This is a genomic window from Microbacterium sp. (genome assembly GCF_031179285.1).
Classification (GTDB): domain Bacteria; phylum Actinomycetota; class Actinomycetes; order Actinomycetales; family Microbacteriaceae; genus Microbacterium.
Map to the genome: position 1 here is coordinate 18,212 of NZ_JAPSHY010000029.1, position 19,790 is coordinate 38,001.

General features: G+C 63.5%; 15 protein-coding genes. 7 read left to right on the forward strand and 8 right to left on the reverse strand.

Annotation, left to right across the window (positions count from 1 at the left end):
- Positions 1-596 precede the first annotated feature (596 nt).
- From RIN18_RS17660 to RIN18_RS14800, 3 genes are all read left to right on the forward strand, one after another.
- Positions 597-734 carry a hypothetical protein gene (locus tag RIN18_RS17660; protein WP_375163537.1) on the forward strand — a complete coding sequence of 46 codons (138 nt, stop codon included), beginning with the start codon at positions 597-599 and terminating at the stop codon, positions 732-734.
- A 225-nt stretch (positions 735-959) separates the two neighbouring features.
- Positions 960-1,964, forward strand: a complete 1,005-nt coding sequence (locus RIN18_RS14795; RefSeq protein ID WP_309104751.1) for a hypothetical protein — start codon at positions 960-962, stop codon at positions 1,962-1,964.
- 235 nt (positions 1,965-2,199) lie between these two features.
- Positions 2,200-3,987, forward strand: coding sequence for a DUF262 domain-containing protein (locus RIN18_RS14800; protein ID WP_309104752.1), 1,788 nt, complete (start codon positions 2,200-2,202; stop codon positions 3,985-3,987).
- 107 nt (positions 3,988-4,094) lie between these two features.
- Here the strand turns inward: RIN18_RS14800 and RIN18_RS14805 are convergent, their stop codons facing one another.
- The 5 genes from RIN18_RS14805 to RIN18_RS14825 all read right to left on the reverse strand — a co-directional run bounded on the left by RIN18_RS14805 (position 4,095) and on the right by RIN18_RS14825 (position 12,000).
- Positions 4,095-7,169: an HsdR family type I site-specific deoxyribonuclease gene (locus tag RIN18_RS14805; RefSeq protein WP_309104753.1), complete on the reverse strand. Its 3,075-nt coding sequence runs from the start codon at positions 7,167-7,169 to the stop codon at positions 4,095-4,097.
- The gene (locus tag RIN18_RS14810; protein ID WP_309104754.1) at positions 7,156-8,319 is read right to left on the reverse strand and encodes a hypothetical protein; all 1,164 of its coding nucleotides are present in this window, start codon (positions 8,317-8,319) and stop codon (positions 7,156-7,158) included. The genes RIN18_RS14805 and RIN18_RS14810 overlap by 14 nt, the downstream gene beginning before the upstream one ends.
- Before the next feature lie 55 nt (positions 8,320-8,374).
- Positions 8,375-9,892, reverse strand: coding sequence for a class I SAM-dependent DNA methyltransferase (locus RIN18_RS14815; RefSeq protein WP_309104755.1), 1,518 nt, complete (start codon positions 9,890-9,892; stop codon positions 8,375-8,377).
- A gap of 183 nt (positions 9,893-10,075) precedes the next feature.
- Positions 10,076-10,498, reverse strand: a complete 423-nt coding sequence (locus tag RIN18_RS14820) for an ASCH domain-containing protein (protein WP_309104756.1) — start codon at positions 10,496-10,498, stop codon at positions 10,076-10,078.
- The gene (locus RIN18_RS14825; protein ID WP_309104757.1) at positions 10,465-12,000 is read right to left on the reverse strand and encodes a hypothetical protein; all 1,536 of its coding nucleotides are present in this window, start codon (positions 11,998-12,000) and stop codon (positions 10,465-10,467) included. Before RIN18_RS14825 ends, RIN18_RS14820 begins: the two co-directional genes overlap by 34 nt.
- A gap of 219 nt (positions 12,001-12,219) precedes the next feature.
- Between RIN18_RS14825 and RIN18_RS14830 the strand changes: the two genes are divergently transcribed.
- Entirely contained in the window at positions 12,220-13,002 is a 783-nt protein-coding gene (locus RIN18_RS14830) for a hypothetical protein (RefSeq protein WP_309104758.1), read from the forward strand.
- A 138-nt stretch (positions 13,003-13,140) separates the two neighbouring features.
- Here the strand turns inward: RIN18_RS14830 and RIN18_RS14835 are convergent, their stop codons facing one another.
- Positions 13,141-14,022 carry an aldo/keto reductase gene (locus RIN18_RS14835; RefSeq protein ID WP_309104759.1) on the reverse strand — a complete coding sequence of 294 codons (882 nt, stop codon included), beginning with the start codon at positions 14,020-14,022 and terminating at the stop codon, positions 13,141-13,143.
- A gap of 100 nt (positions 14,023-14,122) precedes the next feature.
- Between RIN18_RS14835 and RIN18_RS14840 the strand changes: the two genes are divergently transcribed.
- Positions 14,123-15,142: a LacI family DNA-binding transcriptional regulator gene (locus RIN18_RS14840; protein WP_309104760.1), complete on the forward strand. Its 1,020-nt coding sequence runs from the start codon at positions 14,123-14,125 to the stop codon at positions 15,140-15,142.
- A 137-nt stretch (positions 15,143-15,279) separates the two neighbouring features.
- On the opposite strand, the gene RIN18_RS17665 is transcribed toward RIN18_RS14840, so the two are convergent.
- Together RIN18_RS17665 and RIN18_RS14845 are read right to left on the reverse strand one after the other, a co-directional pair.
- On the reverse strand, positions 15,280-15,903 hold the full coding sequence (locus RIN18_RS17665) for a HEPN domain-containing protein (protein ID WP_375163536.1): 624 nt from the start codon (positions 15,901-15,903) through the stop codon (positions 15,280-15,282).
- Positions 15,800-16,921: a DUF262 domain-containing protein gene (locus RIN18_RS14845; protein WP_309104761.1), complete on the reverse strand. Its 1,122-nt coding sequence runs from the start codon at positions 16,919-16,921 to the stop codon at positions 15,800-15,802. The genes RIN18_RS17665 and RIN18_RS14845 overlap by 104 nt, the downstream gene beginning before the upstream one ends.
- Before the next feature lie 141 nt (positions 16,922-17,062).
- Between RIN18_RS14845 and RIN18_RS14850 the strand changes: the two genes are divergently transcribed.
- Together RIN18_RS14850 and RIN18_RS14855 are read left to right on the forward strand one after the other, a co-directional pair.
- Positions 17,063-17,986 (forward strand): ROK family protein, encoded by a 924-nt coding sequence (locus RIN18_RS14850; RefSeq protein ID WP_309104762.1) that lies wholly within the window; start codon positions 17,063-17,065, stop codon positions 17,984-17,986.
- On the forward strand, positions 17,983-19,790 hold a 1,808-nt coding region (locus tag RIN18_RS14855), incomplete at its 3' end, for a class I mannose-6-phosphate isomerase (protein WP_309104763.1). The genes RIN18_RS14850 and RIN18_RS14855, both read left to right, overlap by 4 nt.

Sequence of the window (19,790 nt, forward strand, 5' to 3'; positions counted from 1 at the left end):
TGACCGAGCGGTGATGCGGGCGGAGTTCGTGCTGGCCGGTACTCGTGCCGGGGTCTCGATGCGGGCGGCTCTCGCACGCCAATCACCGAGGGGGATCATCGGAGGCATGGGCGATTGCGCCGTCATCGGTCAGATGATGATCAACGTGAAGGCGTCGCGCGCGCGCACCCGCATCTCGACGTCCTGTGCCGGGATCTTCCTGTTCCTGCTCGTCGTCGCGTTCGGGGACTTCGTCGGGACGCTCCGATGGCAGCGCTCACCCGCGATGATCATGGTCGTGATCGGGGCCTTCGACCGGCTTAGCATCGACCCCTCGACCCTGAAGCGGACGCCGAAGAGCGAGACCTCCGTGATGCTGGCGACGGTTGCACGGGTGCTCGTGACGCACAACCCTGGCGGTCGGGGTTGTCGGCGGAGCTGGTCGCGTCGGTGCTGTTCGTGCGGCCGGGGCGGACTTCGTGACGGTGACGCGGTCTGTGTCGGGTGCCCGCGACGTGGTGGAGGGGAGTTGCTGTTCGCCTCGCGCCCTGATCTGACGACGTGTTCTCGTAGCCGGACGACCTGGGTCTGTGGTGATCGATCTGTCGGAGTCGCATGTGTGGGATGTGTCGACCGTTGCCGCGTTGCATGCGATTGAGACGAATTACGCGGCGTTGGGGAAGACGGTGGAGATCGTCGGGATGAATGAGAGCAGTCAAAGAATGCGGGGGCGGTTGACGGGCGTATACGAGTAGACCGGGTTCAGCACGCATCGAGGCCGACGGGAGTTGTGCGTCGACCAGTGCGTCCTCGCCAGCATCTGGCGGCTGACGTGGTGCTGAGCTGCCGGCAATCGGGCCGAGGTTCTGATTGGGGCGTTCCATCTAAGACCTGCCACTCCTGACTCTGTAGCCACGAATGCGGAAGGCGTCTGCAAGGATGTTCTGGATGACAGCGCGATCACTTGGACGGGCACATACATGACCAAACGGTACGGCTGGCTCGTCCTCGGCATTTCGGTGGCTGCCTTCGCGCTCGGGTCAGGGCTGACCTTCGTGATCGCGCGCGAACATCGGTGGGGCATAGGGCTATGGTTGAGCGACTTCGCCAAAAGCTCAGGCTTCGCGGGCCTATGTGCCCTTGCGGCAGCGACCATCGCCTTCACTGGCATTTCGCGCCAGGTACGGGTATCCCGCGAGGCACTGGCGCATGCGGAGAAGCAGGCACTCAAATCTCGTCGGCACACGCAACAGGTGTTCGAGCACGCCCAACGGGCCGATGCAGACCGCGCTTGGTGGCAGAGCTTTCAGTGGGCATCGAGCCGCGCGATTCCGGAGAATCCTTCCGAGACCGCCTTGCCGCTTGTTTCAGTAGTTCGGGCGCTCGAGGCACTCGCTCGATCGGCTTCCAACGAAGTGCAAAGAGGCGCGATCTCGGGCGTAATGGATGCCGCCACCGACCTCAGTAAATCAAGGTCCATCAACGCCCAGAGCGCAGACGAACCGGACCCAGATAGCGACGCTGGTATCCAAGAGGCGCTCGAAGCATTCGTGACGACTACGGCGAACACCTCCGCCAGCTCTACTGGCGCCGAAGCACGTCTCTACGAGATCGACGTGATGAGCGCTATCCGGCGACTATCAGGGCCGAGTGCTGTGCGGACCGCGCCCGCCCTGCGCGTTGAGAGCGGACTGCTCGCCGGTGACGTGATCCGTCCTGACGCTGTCGTCACCTCGCATGGCCAAGAGGTGATCATCGAGGTGAAATACCTAAGGAAGTCCTCTTCGATGCTCGCGCGGCGAGTCCGGGAGACTGTGGCCCGTCTCTCGGAGTTTCAAAGGCCGATTCTGATTGTGACACCGTCAGAAAGCGACTCACAGGCGCGGCGAACCGGCCGACCCAAAGTCGCCGTAGTTCAATGGCGGGACGCGAACGACGATGATGCTCTTCGTCTGGCCCTTGACCGGCTGACTCAGAGGGCCTGACGGCGGGTTTGAGGTGGGCGAGTCAGCCAGAGCGGCGAACCGGCGGGAGCCGATGAAGCAGCCGGCCACGCTATCGCCCGCCGCGCGACCTACTCATGCCAGTATGAACGCGAAGACGATCAAGGGCCGGCCGGGAGACGCCCGGCCGGCTGCGGAAATATGCGCTCTGGGCGAAGTGGCGCAGCTCCAATGCCGCGACTCCCACCCCTTTGAAATGTGGTCAAGAAGGATAGTGATGGCGAAGTACTCGGTTCACCAACAACCGGTCGACACACTTGTGTCGTGGGTCAAGTCCGGCCAAGTCGCAATTCCTGAGATGCAGCGTCCGTTCGTATGGGACTCAACAAAGGTTCGCGACCTTCTTGACTCGCTCTACAACGGCTTCCCGATCGGGTACCTGATCACTTGGCAAAGTGCGGACGTCGGGCTCAAGGACGGCTCGAAGTCGGCATTCAGACAGATCCTCATCGACGGACAGCAGCGCATCACCGCCATGACCGCTGCGCTCGTTGGGCAGCAGGTCGTCGACAAGTCGTACCGCAAGAAGCGCATCAAGATCGCGTTCAACCCTGCGACGGAGAAGTTCGCGACGCTCACGCCAGTCATCGATCGCGACCCGGCATGGATTTCGGATGTCGCGGAGTTCGTCAACGCTCCAAACTTCTCGGCGACCAAAGGCTATCTCGACGCTAACCCTGGCGTGGACGCCGAAGTAGCTCAGCGGTCCCTCGAGCGCCTCACCGCCATCAAGCAATCACAGGTCGGCATCATTACGCTCGCCGAGGATCTCGACATCGAGACCGTCACGGAGATATTCATCCGCATCAACTCGAAGGGCGTCCCCCTGAGTAGCGCCGACTTCGCGATGAGCAAGATCGCCAGTCATGGTCAGTTCGGTGCGAACCTTCGAAAACTCATCGACTACTTCTGCCACCTATCGGTGGCACCTCATGTGTACGACGACATCGCAAGCAACGACGCTGAGTTCGCGGCGTCGCCGTACCTCAAAGCCATTGGCTGGCTCAAGAACGACTCGTCGGACCTCTACGATCCGAGCTACACCGACGTGATCCGAGTTGCCGGCATCAAAGAGTTTGGCCGAGGCAAAGTCGCGGCATTGGTGAGCGTGCTTAGCGGTCGCGACTTTGAGACGCGGTCGTTCGACGAGCAACTTGCCATCGAGTCGTTTGAGCGGCTCGAGCGCGTCTTGCTGGAGATTGTCAACCAGCGCAACTTCCAGCAGTTCACGCTCACGATTCGGTCAGCGGGGTTTATCGCGCCCCGTCTCATCAGCTCCAAGAACGCGTTGAACTTCGCCTATGCGCTCTACCTGAAGCTGCGATCGGAAGGCGCAGTGAACGAAGCAGACATCAAATATGTGGTGCGCAAGTGGTTCGTGATGTCGATCCTCACCGGCCGATACACCGGGAGCTTCGAGACGGCGTTTGAAGCGGATATTAAACGAATCGATGAGGTGGGCGCCCGTCATGCCCTGGAAGACATCGAGTCCTCGCAACTGGCATCGAACTTCTGGGATGTGGCGCTGCCGATGGACATGAAGTCGTCGAGCGTGCGGAGCCCCTACTTCCTAACCTTCCTCGCGGCTCAGGCACACACCGGCGCCAAGGGCTTCCTGTCAAAGAACATCACGATCGCGAGCATGATCGAGGAGGTCGGCGACATTCATCACATCGTGCCGAAGAACTACCTGATCAAGAGCGGCATCAACGACCGCAGCGATTACAACCAGATCGCGAACTATGCGTTGACTGAAACCCCGATCAACATTGCGATCAAGGATCGGGCACCTGCGGACTACATGGGGGTCGTCGCCACCCAGGTGGCGTCGGGTGAGCTTCGGTTGGGTGAGATTATGTCCCGGGAAGGTCTCGACGAGAACTTCGCTATGAACGCAGTTCCGATGACCCTCGGCTCAACGACGGCGACTTCGTATGCGACCTTCTTGTCCGAGCGGCGCGCGCTGATGGCCCGATACATCCGGGATTACTACAACTCCCTTTAGAGCGGGTGCGGGACCCATCGCGAGCCTCGACCAGTCCTCAGTAGCGCGAGACTACCCATCCCTTATCGGGCGCGGCATCAGTCGCACGGGAGAGCCGGGTGCGAGCGTCAATAGTTCTCGCGCACGTATTGATAAATCCCGTCAAACGAAACGCCCTTGATCGGCAGGCCGTAGTTCTTCAACACGGCACGTAGTTCTCGCCGCACGGCTTTGTCCCCCGCGTCGCTTGACGTCCAGCCGGTGTACGCGACTTCGAGGACTATCGCATCAATACGGTCAACGATGTCAGGCACGATCTGGTGGAGCCCCGGGGGCGTGTTCTCCTCGACGATCTGCGTGAGCACGCCACGCTTCGGATCAGCAAGCCGCTCGAGCGCTTCTTGGTCGCCCTCCTCGGCTGCGCGATCGGCGGCGACGACGTCCTGCGCGATCCTCAGCGCCTCTTCGAGGAACGCGAGCGAGTCCTCGACGTTCTCGATGGCCTTCGCCCGCAGCTTCTCGATCCGCTCCGCGAGCGACTTGTACACCAGGCTCTCCCCTTCGGCGAGACGCCGGTGGAGCCGCGCTTCGATCGAGTCGAGCACTTGCTGGTAGACGTCGACGTGCTCTGGTCCTTCACGCGAATTGCTGGTCAGGCGCAGTTGATCGGCGATGCGCTTCACCAGCGCCAGCCCAGCCGCATCGAGGGTGACCGTTCTGGACGCCATCGACTTCACGACGACTTCGTTCATGTGGCCGTGGATGAGCTCGGTGGTCTTGGCACCGAGGCGTGCCCAGAGGAAGGCTTTCGACACGTCCTTCGGCCGGATCGACTCGTAGACCTTCGCGAGCCAGTAGTACTGCTGCTTGAAAGGCGTCAGCATCGGGTGCGGGTCGAGGAACTCCCACACGGTCTGCAGCGCGACGTACGTCTCGACGAACTCCGAGCGCCCGGCGCTGTCCTCGGGGATCCGCTCGTGTGCTTCGGCCAGCGAGCCGAAGGACGAATCCGCAGTGTCGATCCCGGCGAACAGATGCAACAGGCGTGTGAGGTCGGTGACGAACTTCCCGGCCAGCTTGGAGGCGTCCGTGACGTTGACGTCGTCGTCTTCCCCGCCCTTTGCCTGGGGACCGGCGATGGCGTTGCCGATGGCCTTCGCCAACCCGATGTAGTCGACGACGCGGCCGTAGTCCTTGCGCTGCCCGGTGATCGGGTTCTTCCACGGCCGGTTGGGCCGGGTGATCGTCTGGAAGAGGTTCGCGTCCTTCGCGGGCTTGTCCAGGTACAGCACGCCCTCGATGGGCGCGTTGAAGCCTGTCATCCACTTCGCGGTGACGACGATGAACGACACCGGGTCGTCGACCTTCTTGAAGCGGCGTTTCAGCGCCTCCTCTTGTTCCGGCGAGAGCAGGTGTCTGCTGTACTCCTTCGGAGTGTCCTTGCTGTCGGCGACGTGCATGACGACGCCGACCTCGCGCGGTCGGCCGTCGGGCATGACCGCGCCGCGCCGCGCCAGTTCGCCTTCGATGGCGCGGGCGTACGCGATGACGAGCCTCTGGTTGTAGGCGACGACCTGCGCCTTCTGTCCCAGAGGTGCGACGTAAGCGAGGAAGTGGTCGACGATGTCGGCGCATACCGCGGCGACGCGGTCGGGGTTCGACAGGATGGTCTCGATATGGGAGGCCTTGCCCGAGAGGTAGACCTTCTCGTCCTCGTCGAGGGCCTCGTCAGTCGCCAGCTCGTCGAAGGCCTCGTCCAGGGCTTCCTTGTCCAGGCTGAAGCCGACGGACCTACCCTCGACGATGACCGGCTTGGTGAAGCCGTCGGCGATCGACTGCTCGGGGGTGTACCTGGACATGACGAAATCCGGGTCGTCGGGGTCACCGAACAGCTTGAAGGTGGATCGGTCCTTGTCCTGTATCGCGGTGCCGGTCGCTCCGAAGAACTTCGCGTTGGGCACCGCCGCACGCCAGGCTTCGCCGAACTTCCCTTCCTGGGAGCGGTGCGCTTCGTCGACGAGGACGACGATGTTCGACCGGTCGTTGAGGTGCCCGGCCTCGGCGAACTTGTGCACGGTGGTGATGACGACCCCGGGCTCGCCGCTGCGGAGCAGGGCGAACAGCTCGCGCCGGTTCTTGGGCACGCTCATGCGAGGCATGCCCGCGGTCTCAAACATCTCCGCCGTCTGTCGGACCAGATCTTTCCGGTCGGCGATGACGATCACCGTCGGCGCGCCGCCGAAGGTTTCGGTCACGGCCGGGTCGCGCAGCAGGCGCGCCGCTGCGAACGCCATCAGCTCCGTCTTCCCCGAACCCTGGTGATGCCAGATCAGGCCGCCGGGACGGCCCTCAAGCACCTTCCGGTGGATGCCGAGAGCCGCCTCGAACTGCGGGTACCGGGGCAGGAACTTGAGGTCGACCTCGGAGGCGTCGCGCGCGTGGCGAAACATCGCCAGATCCTTGAGCATGGGCAGGATCGTCTCCGGCCGAAGCAGCAGCCGCGCCGCGCGCTCGACGCGGGCCGGACCTGTGATGACTTTCGGGTCGTCCTCGGTCGACCCCCACGGTGCCCATATCTCGGAGTCGGGATCAGGGACGGCACGGATCGGAGCCATGCGGAGCTCGAGACCTTCGGTCGCCACGTTGAAGACGTTCGTCGCGAAGAAGTTCGGGTACTCCTCCTCGTAGGTGCCGTGGATGTCGCGAGCGGCGTTCACCCACGAGACCTGCTGCCTCACCGGTGTCTTCGTCTCCGCGACGACCAGCGGGAACCCGTTTACGTAGTACACGACGTCGAACCGGCGTGGCCTGCCAGCACCGGCGACGGTGACCTCATCAGCGACGATGAACCGATTGTTGTCGAGGTTGTCGAAGTCGATCAAGCGACGCGGCACGTGCTCGCCGTCGATGGTCGGGAACGAGTGGTCTCCGCGCAGCATCACCGTCAGACGTTCGTTGGCGGCGACCAGGCCGTTGTGGGCATCCAGGATCGCCTGATTGAGCTCGTGGAGCACCAGTTCTGCGGACTCGGGATCATCGACGAGCTCGGGGTTCAGCGCGAACAACACCTCCCGAGCCCAGTCCTCGACGATCACATCGTGCTCGTCACGGGGCAGTTCGTCGCCGGGGAGGTACTGCCAGCCGGCTTCCTCCGCCCACTCGATCAGGGACCGCTGGATCGTGCTTGCTTCAGTGAACCCCATCTGACGACACCTCCCCGAGAACTCGGTCGTAGGAGTCGGGAATCTCGATCTCCTGGTTCAAGAGGGCGCTCAGGAGGGCAGAGCGGAATCTGTCGAGCTCATCGAACTCATTCGACAAAGCGACCTTAGTTTGCCAAACAGCATCTAGTCGGTCCGCCCACGCAATCTGATCTGAAAGAGGGATGTCGGGAATGGGAAATCGACTGAGCGTACGCTTATTGATGGAGGCAATTCCAGTTGTCTGAGTACCAAAGACCTCGAACCAATTCTTCCCGAATGAGTTTCCCCAGGCCGACACGAATCGGGGCTCGAACTCAGGGTTCGTCAGGCGAGCGCGGAACACATGGTTTTGGTGGATGCAGTGCTCAATCTGACCTCGCCACACGTCACCCCGTCCGAGCTTGTCCTTGTCACCGCCCTCGTTAAAGAGGATGTCTCCGGGTTGGAGACGCAGGGCTTCAGCCTTGACACGCGTCGTCCGAATCAGCGCGACACTGCGTAGATCTAGGTAGCGACGGTGCACATTCGCGACTCTAAGGTACGGCACCTCGACCAGGTCGGATTTTTGGAAGTCTTTCTTGTTCTTCGTCAGTCCACCTGAAATCTCGGCGATGGCGTCGAGACGAGTGAAATCGCTATCAGCGAACGCCTCGACCATGTCCCTCGCAACTGCCCACCACAGCGCTTCCGCTCGTGCAATCTCCTCCCTTAGCGCCTCGATCTGTGCATCGACCGCACCCATCACGTTGACAATGCGGCGCTGCTCGCAGGGCGAAGGCAGCGCGATCTGTATCGAGAGGAAGTCGGGTTCCTTGAGCCGTCTTCTTTCGGTGGTGCCGACCGCGCGCGCTGACGCAATATCTTGAAATGCCGAGCTCTGGAACACAGCACGCATGAATTCCGGCTCTATTTTCCTCGTCTCCGCAACGAAGATGGGGAAGTCGCCAGTAACGAGGCACCCGGCAGCCTCTTCTCCCACCACCCCGAAGGCCGCCTTTGTTGCCCACATTCGGTTGTAGGTGACGTCGTTGAGTTCCAAACGGTTGAGCGTCTTGGTCTTGACCTTGGATGCCGCTTCGACCGGCCGAGGATAGATACCCTCCGCGTACCAGCGGGCTCCGGCCCATGGAACCTCATCGAGGTCGGCCACAGCGACAGGGCGTCTGACCGGTCGCAGTACTTCACTGAGAGCTGTCTGCTCCCACTCACTCGTCATCGGGCACCTCCAGAATGCTCAGGTCGATGCCAGCTGCGGCGAGGCGTTCGAACATGACCGCCTCCGTATCGATGCGGCGCTGGCGTGCATCCGCGTAGGCGACGAGCGCGGCCCCCAGGTCAGCGGTCTCCTCGGCGGCGACCTTGATGTAGCGCCCGATGTTCAAGTCGAAGCCGTTGCTCTCGATTTCCTCGACCGGCACCAGCCGAACCTCTGCACCACCGTCGCCATCGGGATCCTGGCCGGTGCGATAGGCGTCGATGAGAGCTTTGACGTCGTCCTCGGACATAACGTTCTGGTTCTTGCCCTTGTCGGACCGGGCCGAGCCATCGATGAACAGGACGTGGTCTTTGCGCTCGGCGGGCTTCTGGTCGCGGAAGATCAGCAGGCAGGCCGGGATCGACGTCGAGTAGAACAGGTTCGGAGGCAGGCCGACGACCGCCTCAAGACGATCCTCCTTGATGAGGCACTGACGAATCTTCGCCTCGGCCCCGCCGCGGAACAGCACACCGTGCGGCATGACGACGCCCACGCGACCGGTGCCCGGGTTCATCGACGAGACCATGTGCTGCACGAAGGCGAAGTCGCCGTTCTTCGCCGGGGGCACCCCGCAGAACGCTCGCGGATCCGCCGCCCAGCGGTCGGCTCCCCAGTTCGCCAACGAGAACGGCGGATTCGCGATCACCACGTCGAAGGTGCGGACAGCTCCTCGGGTGTCCTTGAACGCCGGCGCACGAAGCGTGTCTCCTCGCTTGATCTCGAAATCCTCGATCTCATGCAGGAACAGGTTCATCCGTGCGATCGAGGCGGTGGTCAGGTTGATCTCCTGTCCGTATACCCGGAGCGTGCGGTGGTCCTTGCCGGACTCGCGGAGTTGGTTGATCGTCGCCACGAGCATGCCGCCCGAGCCGCAGGTCGGGTCGTATACGGACTCCCCGGGCTCCGGCTGCAGGATTCCCACGAGGAGGTTGACCACCTCGCGAGGGGTGAAGAACTCCCCCGCCTTCTTGCCGGACTCGTCGGCGAAGTTCTTCAGCAGGTACTCGTATCCGGCACCGAGCAGATCGTGGGAGACGGTCGACGGGTCGAGGCGGATCTGGTTGAACGCTTGAATCAGCCCGAGCAGCGCCGAGTCGGGGATTCGTTCCTTGTTGCCCCAGGAGGCGTCGCCGAACACACCGGCCAGCGACTTCGGATTTGCCTTCTCGATGCGCTGGAAGGTCTTCCCGATCGCTGCGCCGAGGTTGACGACCGTGCCGGTGACCTCGTCCCACAAGGTACCCGGCGGCAACTCGAAGCGGTGGAAGTCCGCCTCGATCTCCTCGTCGAGCTCGTCGCCGTACTGCTCGAGCGCCTCCTCGCGCTCGTAGACCCAGGTGTCGCTGATCCACTTCCAGAAGAGCATCGGGAAGACGTATGTCTTGAAGTCGGCCGGGTCGACAGGACCGCGCAGTGCGTTGGCGGCGGCCCACAGCCGTGATTCGAGCTCTTGCTGGGTTATCGTCACGGTAATTGGTGCTCCTCGATCGGGCCGTTATGCCGCGTGTACTGGCAAAGCAGTCACCGGTGCCGATTGGTCGAACGCCCGTGAGGGCCAGCCCACAAGGTCAATCTATCCAGTCCGGCAGACGAGCTGCCCCGCTCCGATAAGCGCCCGCGAAGCGAGCGCCTATCCGCGCGCCTGGACCGCTTAGGCGAAGGCGAGCGAGGGAGCCGAAGCTGCCGAAAGGTAGGCAAAGCTCTGAGGGACTGCCGGGCGGGGGTCAATCTCGTTGAGCGAAACTGGGTCAGGCAGACGCTCAGCGGAACCGACAACGATGGCGACAGCCGTCTCACGGCCGTCATAGTAGTTGAAATATGCATCTTGCTCGATCACGCCGACAGAACCGTAGCGCTCCCAGATATCCTGCGGCGTTCCCTGAACGATCTCGTGTACTGAGAAGCGACCGATGACCTTGCTTGTCGGGGCAGTTGCGTAGACCCAGACGGTCTCGATATCGGCAGCTAGACGACGCTTGCGGAACTCGACACGCTTCACGCCATCCATGATGGCGTCAGCGTAGCGCTCGTGAATCGCCATCAGGGCCACGCGCTCAGTTGCTTTTCCACCCATGCGATTCCTTTCTGACTCTTGACGCGAGTCACCGACTGCGGGGCTCCCAACAAGACACTATGCGCCTGTAGCTGGGCGAGAGGCCAAGGCGCGTCGAGGAACCGATCGTGTCGGAAGAGGATCGTCAGGACTCCCTTCCCATCTTGATGTAGGTCCGCGACATCCGATTCCGAGTACACCGTCCGTTTGAAGGACAGCTCGATTGTCGCGAGCGGGTCACTCGACTTCAGTGACGTCTCACAGACGCCCACCGCCATGACCGCGCTGTCTCCTTTGACTGTTCCTTGGCTTCGGTAGAAGAGGAGCGTCGCACCGGGAGGGACGTGCTTCGTTTGACTACGACACAAGTAGGCCTTCCGAATGGCGTTCCCATGAGCCTTCGGCTCCGGGTCTGTTCCGACTAAAGGAACCGCACCGGACAGCCCGTGGATCTCCGTATCGGGGAAGAGGTCTTCGTACCATTTGGGGATAATTGGAATCACGTAGATGGGCTGCCCTGCCCGGACCGCAGGCGGCCCATAAGCGACGTGATGGCTAAGTCCGTCGTAGTCAGAACCTATGGGCGGGTCCAGCACCTTCAGCCATACTTGCTCATCGGGGTTGCCTGGCTTCTGTCCAACTTGCGTAAAGCCGAAATCGGTCAAGAAATCCTGCAGCCGACCATGGCGCGCGTCAACCTCGACAAACATGTCTGAGGGGCGGCCAGGCTCCTCTGCGGCCCAGCGCAGCACCGTCTTGAGAAGCAGCTCTCCGAGTCGACGGCCAGGCGCTGTGTCGCCGACCTTGAAGGTTGCGAGTTTGATTGCTTCCCTAGCTGGTGCCGTTGGGTGGTCGTCTCGCATCTTGACGATAGCGAGAGCCTCGTATGCGCCGTCGGGCCCACGTACAATCCATGCTCGACGGGCCGATGCCTCTTTCTTTACCTTCTTGGTCATCCAGTCATCGAAGTAGGTGCCGTAGGCGTCACGGAGGCTCTCGAAGATGGCCTGGGAAGTGTCGAGATTGTAGGTCTTGACTTCTTCTACGAGGGGAGGGGGCGGCGGGGCGTCCGGGTGCCACGCCGCGAGTTGTTCGGCTGCTTCGCGTGGACCGAGAACGGTGTTCTCGTGCCCAAGTTTGGCCGCGCGTTTACGGAGCTTACGATCGTTCGTGACTAGGAAATGAACGGCACCTCCGTCCAGCGCGGCGAGGATGCGCGCGTCGCGCTCATCGTTTTGCGAGCAAGGACTTGGGAAAACATCGAGAACGCGCTGAGGCACTTCGCTCTCGCTGAGCGCCGGGTACTTGTCGAACGCCGCGAGGTTCTGTGCCCGGTGACTCGGGTCGCTTGTTTCGTTTAGGTCGTCGAGCGTCGCTGGGTGAACAAAGACCTTATGACCATGCTGCGCCGCCGTGCGCATGAACGCGCTGACATCGGGTTGCAGCGCTTCAAGTTGCCCGTTGAACGGCTCGGCCGCAATGACGACGTTCGAGTCGATGAGGAAAGTCATCTCCGCCTGCATCGTTGCCTCCTTGCGCCGATGCTATTGGTTACATGCCATCGCCGCAGTGAGTCGGCATAGTGGGCCGCGCAACTGGAGCTGCACTGGAAGCTCGACCTGGAGCGGGCGCCAGTGGACGCCAGCCACTGGCCGGCCGGTCACCCACAGTGCATGCATTGCAAATCGATCGCTCACCAATTGGCTCTGGTCGGCACCGCAACCTCCTGCCAACATATGCAGATGACTCCGCCCCCAGCATCTCCAACTCTCGAAGCCTGGACAGCCTTCATCGTTGGCGTCTTCACGGGTGTACCAGCGTGGATCTCGGCGCTAGCTGCGATGCTGACTGTGGCGGCCGCTGTCGGAGCACTTTGGTACGCCAAGGGGCAGATCGATGAAGCGAAGAAGAGTCGAGATCTGGCGCGCGAACTCGAGCTGGAGCGAACGCAGCCGTACGTCGTCGTGTACACGGAGGCAACGCCCGCGTCGGAGTTCTTTATCGATCTGGTTGTCAAGAACTACGGCCTCACTGCTGCCAACGATATTCAGATTGATATCGCTCCCTGGCCAGTAAGAGCTTGGCCAACGCCTGCCTCGCGAGTAGAGCTCCCGCGGAGATTCCCAATCCTCGCCCCCGGCCAGGAATGGCGGACCGTCTGGGACAACACTAAGGAGCGGGCCGCCTCAGATCTTCCAAATCATCACACGGGGGCGGTCCGTTACACCGGCGTCAATGGTGTTCCACGAACTGCTCCGATAGTCCTCGACTGGGCGCCCTACGAGAACCGCCGATGGATCGCGCGCCGCGATGTCCACGACGCGGCTGAAGCGCTCCGCTCGATAGGCAAAGTGGTACAGGCGTGGAACGATCATGGGGAGCTCAAGATCGTGCATCGCGATGGCAACCCAAGAGACGCCGAGGAAGAGCGCGAGATCACAGAAGCACTTGCAGATGTTCGCGCGAACCCAACACCTCGGTCCAGGAGGGCAACCCCGCCTGCGCCAAAGCATGGGGCGGACTAGAGCAGACCTTTGCGATCATGCGGCCGGCTAGACCATACCTACCGGTCCACCCCCGCCCCCGCCCCCGCAACAATCCCTTCCCGCGACCCCACAACTTCCCCCACCGGCACAGTATCCGCCAACCGCATCCGCTCGTCCTCACTCAGCACGATCTCCGCCGCCCCCGCGTTCTCGTCCAACCGCCCCCTCTCCGCATCCCCGGATCGCCACGACACCTTCCGGCAGTACCCATGCGAGCGCCACCTGCGCGACCGTCGCCCCGCGCTCTTGCGCAACGTCCTCGACCCGCTCGACTAGCCGACGATTCGCCGCGAAGGCCTCGACCTGGAAGCGCGGCAGTCTGCGCCGAGCATCCTCGGGCGCCAGCTCGTCCAACGAACGGATGCCTGAGGTCAGCGTCCCGCGACCGAGCGGAGAGAACGCCACCACGCCGATGCCGAGCGCATCCGCCGTTGCATTCTCGTCGTTGCGCAGTATGTCGCGGGCGAAGAGCGAGACCTCCGATTGCACGGTCGCTGCCGGATGCACCGCGTGCGCCGGCCGCAGCGTGGAAGCCGACGCCTCGGACAGCCCGATGTGGCGCACCTTGCCCTCACGCACGAGCTCGGCCATTGCGCCGACGCTCTCCTCGATCGGCACGTTCGGGTCGGCCCGGTGCAGGTCGTAGAGGTCGGTCACGCCCATCCCGAGGTGCCGTAGCGACCGATCGCACGCCCGCCGGATGTACTCCAGGCTCCCGCTGCGTCCGTGGATCGTGCCGTCGTCATCCCTCTCCGACGATGCCTTCGTGCCGATCGTGATCTCGTCGCGCCGGGAGCCGAGCGCGCGCCCGAGGCTCTCGTTCTCGAACGGACCGTACGCCTCCGCGGTGTCGATGAAGGTCACGCCGATGTCGACCGCGGGCTGCAGGGTGGCGATTGCCTCCGCCTCATCGGTCGGGGCACAGTAGGCACTCTTGCCCATCGCGCCGAGTCCGATCGATGAGACGGTGAGCCCGTCGCCGGGTGCCGAGTGCTTCATGAGTCCTCTCCTCTTCCGGGGTCCTGGCCACGGCGACACGACGCCTCCTCGGACGCAGGGTTGATAACGTTCCCTTGACACCACGATTTCGGAAAGCATCATGAACCACCGCCAGCACCGCCCGACCATTAAAGAGGTCGCCATCCGTGCCGGCGTGAGCCCAATGACCGTGTCGCGCACCCTCTCGGGCGGCGTTAACGTGAAGCTCGATGTCCAGCAGCGTGTGCTAGAGGCCGTCGCCGAACTCGGCTATCACCGCAACGAGAATGCGCGCAGCATCCGTCCGGGGCACAGCAGCGGGCTCATCGGCGTCGCGATCACGAACATCGCCAACCCGTACTACAGCACGTTTGCGCTCGGGGTCGAGGAGGAGGCGGCGCTCTCGGGTCGACGCATCCTGCTGGGAAACACCGGCGAAGACGCGGCCCGCGAAGCGGAGCTTGTGGGGGACTTCCTCGGGCGCCGGGTCGACGGGCTCATCGTGGTGCCGGCCGACGATGCATTCGCGCACCTCGCCAACTCTCAGAGCCAGGGCGTGCCGGTCGTTCTCGCCTCGCGACGCATCCATGGGCTCGACGCCGACAGCGTCGTACTCGACGATGAAGACGGCGCTTACCGCGGCACCATCGCCCTGCTCGACGGCGGTCACACGCGCATCGGCTATCTCGGCAACCGGGAATCGATCTTCACCGGCCGCCGCCGGCACGCGGGGTTCGTGAAGGCACTGCATGAACGCGGCATCGAACCCGACCCCGAACTCGTCGCCCTCGGCCAGCAGACCGTCGAACAGGCCAGCGACGCCACCCGCGCGCTGCTCGCGAACCCGACGCCACCGACCGCGATCTTCTGCGCGAACAACCGAAACGCGATCGGTGCGCTGAAGGAGATCAACGTTCAGTTGCACACCGGTCGCCCCGCGTCGGAGTTCCCCGAGCTCATGAGCTTCGACGACTTCGAGCTCGCCGAGCTCTCGCCCGTGCCGCTCAGCGTGATCGACCACGACCCGCGTGCGCTCGGACGCACCGCAGCTCGGCTGCTGCTTGACCGTCTGGAGGCGGTGGGGGAAGTTCCATCTCGAGAGATCGAGCTACCGGTGACGCTGCGGAAGCGTGTGCGCTAACAGGAAGATTGAGGCGATCGATGTCTCGCCCGATGAATCCTTACTCGAAGCAGCGTCTTGTGTCGGCTCATCGGCGCTTCGAGCGGAACCCCACAGATCCGCCCCTCATGCGGTCCCGCGAGTAGAAGCTGGCGTCGCTACGGCGAACTCGACACTCGAGAGTAGAAGTCACGGCCCGGGTCAAAGCGCCGGATAAGCCAACCACCCACCTCTTGCGCCGTGGTAGCCCAGCGAAGGGCGTCTGTAGGGCCGACAGTGTCACCGTCGCCGTGCGCAATCTTCCTCCGTGCGTTCACAAGTGCGCCAAGGTCCGAGCGCCGGTTCCGGCTACCGGAGTCGTCATCCAGAAAGTCCGTGAGCTCAGCGGCCCAATCGCGATGAAACGATTGTACGAAGTCGATTAGTTGCTGAGGCCGCACTCCTTGGCCGGATCGGAGTCCCGAGCGAAGGCGGTTGCTGACGAGGTCAAGAGCCACTCGAGTCACGAACAGGTCTGCTACATCGTCGCGGACCGCCTCGACGTAGCCGGTCGCGCGAACGACCGTGTACCGAGAGAGTGCCACGCGCAGCTCGCTGGACTTAGGGTCGATTGTTTGAAGCATTTCGGCGAGGTCGTGAAGGTCTTGCTTCCGACTTCGAACTGTCGCTGGCGGCCAGCTACTCACGCGTGAACGCCCTCGTGGCTTTTTCGATACGAGACAAGACGAACTCCTTGTCGGCCGTCGATCGTGTCGTTGCGGTGACGAACTCCGCATCCGCATCTAGGGTCTCGATCGCAGCCGAAAGGTCTACCACCAGCGCGTCAAGCGCGATCGCCCGCATGACACCAACGAAGATGGCTTCAGTTCGCGCCACGTTTATCTGGGTTGCCCCTTGCGTGCGCAAAACCTCCGGACCGAGCGGCAGCAAGGCGGTCGCCGCCTCGGTGAAGAACTGGCTTGCCGCGAGGATTGAGCCACCCAACTGACGCGCGTCGTTCGCGTAGTTGTTAAGGAAGGTCTTGAGTGGGCGCGAGTACTCGTCGGACTTTTCGAAGAGAGCCAAGATTCTCAGCGTGAGTTCCTGATCGCGGAGGCGCGCGCTACGACCCCCGTAGAGCGTGCGCCAGGCGGTGTTCGAGTTGAGCTGCTCCAAGAGCTCGATGATCGGCCCGGCCGAGAGCGCGACTCGGATCTCATGTGCGGTCAGTTGTGTCCCACCCGAGTTGAGGCGCTCGAAGATCTGATAGATCGCTTCATTCATCTCCGCTGACCCGTCTGTCGTCACGATCGTCGCGTGAAGGTAGGAGTCATCTAGACGGAACTGCATCGCATCGCCAAGGGTCTTATACGTGAGCCCCTTGAACTGCTCGCCCACATTCCGGAGCGCGAACTCCTTCTTGGCGTGGATGCCTGAGTAGAACTTCTGCAGCGTCAGGAGGCGCTGCTGACCATCCAATACAAGAAGTCGGTTGTTCGCGGTTTGCTTCACAAGAAAGATACCGGGAACCGGGAACCCCAAGAGGAGCGACTCAATAAAGCGATCCATCTGGGCCTTGGTCCAAACGAATCCACGCTGGAACCCGTCGGTATCGACCCGGTCATCATCGGTGCCGTAGGTGGGCACCAGCATCGAACCCCGATCTAGGCGCAGAACGAGCCCAGCAACATCGAACGCTTGCGTGGAGAAGGTCACCGCAGTGGACGTCTCGTCCGCCGCGGTGATGTCCTCGAGCTCATCGTCGGTTAGAACGCGATCGAATAGATCAGGAGCAGGCAACTCGGATGCTGGGTCTGTCATGTTCAAACCCTAGTCGGCGAGGCGCTAGATGAACTCAACGCGCAGCCTAGCGAAAGCCAGCATGGTGGCAACTGCCCGAATAGTTGCCGCCGCCCCGGACGCCTGATAACGTTACCAACAGTACGGACGGAGAGGACGGCAATGGAGCTGTGCATCGACTTCGGGGGCACCGAGATCAAGCTCGCGGTGACCCGCGGCGATCTCGTGCTCGCGACCGACAGCGTTCTCGTCCGGGGCGACGCCGGCGACCTCGCAACCGCCGCCACAGCATCCCACGAATTCCTCGCTCGCACCGACGCAGCGCGCCCAGAAGCCGTCGGCATCGCCGTCCCCGGCGTCGTCCACCCGATCACTCGCCGCATGCTCCACGCGAACGCGAAGTACGACTACCTCCGTGACACCGACCTCCTCGCCTGGGCATCCGACGAGTTCCAGGCGCCCGCCGTCATCGAGAACGACGCGCGCGCCGCGCTCGTCGGCGAGATCTCGGCCACCGGCAGCGCACCCGGCGAGCGCGACGCCGTACTCGTCACCCTCGGCACCGGCATCGGCACCGCCGCCCTCATGAACGGCACGCTCGTGCGCGGCTGGACCGGGCATGCCGGCATCCTCGGTGGGCACGTCACCACCGACATCCACGCCGGCCAGTGTCCCTGCGGCAACATCGGCTGCGCCGAGCTGCTCGCCAGCAGCTGGGCCCTGAGGCAGCACTCCAACTCGGCCGACTCAAGAAGCGACTACGCACCGACCGTCAAAGACCTCTTCACCACCGACGACCACGCCGACCTGCGCGACAGCTTCCTGCACGTCTGGGGTGCCACCGTCGTCACGCTCATCCACATGTACGACCCGGCGGTCGTGATCCTTTCCGGCGGCATCCTGCGGGCGGGCGACGCGGTGCGCGCGCCGATCGAGAACTACGTCCGCCAGCACCTCTGGGCGTCCCTCGAACCACCCCGGTTCGTCGTGCCGCCCGAGCCTCAGTTCTCCGTCGCGCGCGGCCTCAGCGTGCTCGCGCGGACCCTGACGAACACAAGCCCCCGATCCGACGAGGAGACGTCTTGACCACGCCGATCAACGAGATGCACGACGGCCACACCGCGCGCGGCCGCTACGACCTGCAGCCCACCGTGCCCCTCCCCGCCGGCGAGCGCATCCTCCGCGGCGCCGCCGGCTGGCACGCCGCCGCCGACGCCGCGCGCGCCAAGGCCGACGCCGCCGGCACCGCGCCCCTCCTCGTCGTGGACGTCTACCCCGGCGCCGACCTCCCCGCGATCACCGCAGAACTCGAGCAAGCCCTCCCCGACTGGACCATTGTCGATGCCGAAGATGCTGCCCTGCCGGCGTCCGACCTCGAAGCCCTCATCGCCACCAACCTCACCGACGACCGCGTCTTCGGCGTCATGAGCCATGCCGTGCTCAGTGACTTCTACGACACCGCCAAACTCGACGAGCACGCCGCGCAGATCACGGAAGAACCGACGATCATCATCGGCTGGGGTGCCGCTCTGCTCGCCGAACGGACGAGCCGGCCGCACGCCCTTGTGCTCGTCGACATGGCCCGGTGGGAGATCCAGCTGCGCCAGCGCGCCGGTGCCACCAACTGGCACGCCGACAACGCCGACCTCGACAACCTGCGCAAGTACAAGCGCGGCTTCTTCGTCGAGTGGCGTGTCGCCGACCGGCACAAGCGCAGCCTCTTCAACAACGTCGACTTCGTGCTCGACGGCAACGCCATCGCCCCTGCCGAAGCACACCCCGACGCGGCCGAAGCCGGCATGATCACCGGCGACGCCTTCCGCACTGCGCTCGCGAACGCGGCATCCCGCCCGCTCCGCGTCGTGCCGTTCTTCGACCCCGGCGTCTGGGGCGGGCAGTGGATGAAGAACCTCATCGGCCTCGACCCCTCGAAAGACAACTACGCCTGGTGCTTCGACTGCGTGCCCGAAGAGAACTCGCTGCTGCTCGAGGGTGAGGGCGGCGTCATCGAGATCCCCGCCCTCGACCTCGTCTTCGCCCGCCCAGTCGAACTGCTCGGCGCGAAGACCCACGCCCGCTTCGGCGCCGAGTTCCCCATCCGCTTCGACTTCCTCGACACGATGGACGGCGGCAACCTCAGCCTGCAGGTGCATCCGCTGACCGACTACATCCAGAACACGTTCGGCATGCACTACACGCAGGATGAGAGTTACTACCTGCTCGACGCCGGCGACGATGCCGTCGTCTATCTCGGCACGAGAGAGGGCATCGACCGCGACGCCATGCTCGCCGACCTCGCCGCAGCGCAAGACGGCGGGCACCCGTTCCCGGCCGAGAAGTACATCAACGCATACCCGGCGAAGAAGCACGACCACTTCGCGATCCCCGCCGGCACCGTGCACGCCTCGGGCGCGAACTCCATGGTGCTCGAGATCTCGGCGACCCCGTTCATCTTCACCTTCAAGCTCTGGGACTGGGGCCGCGTCGGCCTCGACGGCATCCCCCGCCCGGTGCACCTCGATCACGGCGCCCGCAACATCCAGTGGGACCGCGACACCGCCTGGGTCGAGGGCAACCTCGTCGACCAGGTCGAGACGATCACCACCGACGGCGACGTCATCGAAGAGCGCACCGGCCTGCACGAGCTCGAGTTCATTGAGGTGCGCCGGCACTGGTTCACCGACGGCGCCGACCACGACACCGACGGCACCGTCAACGTGCTGAACCTCGTCGAGGGCGATGAGGTGCGGGTCACCAGCCCCGCCGGAGCGTTCGAGCCCTTCGTCATCCACTACGCCGAGACGTTCATCGTCCCGGCATCCGTCGGCGCGTACCGGATCGAGCGCACCGAGCACTCGGCGAGCGAACGCTTCGCCACCGTCAAGGCGTA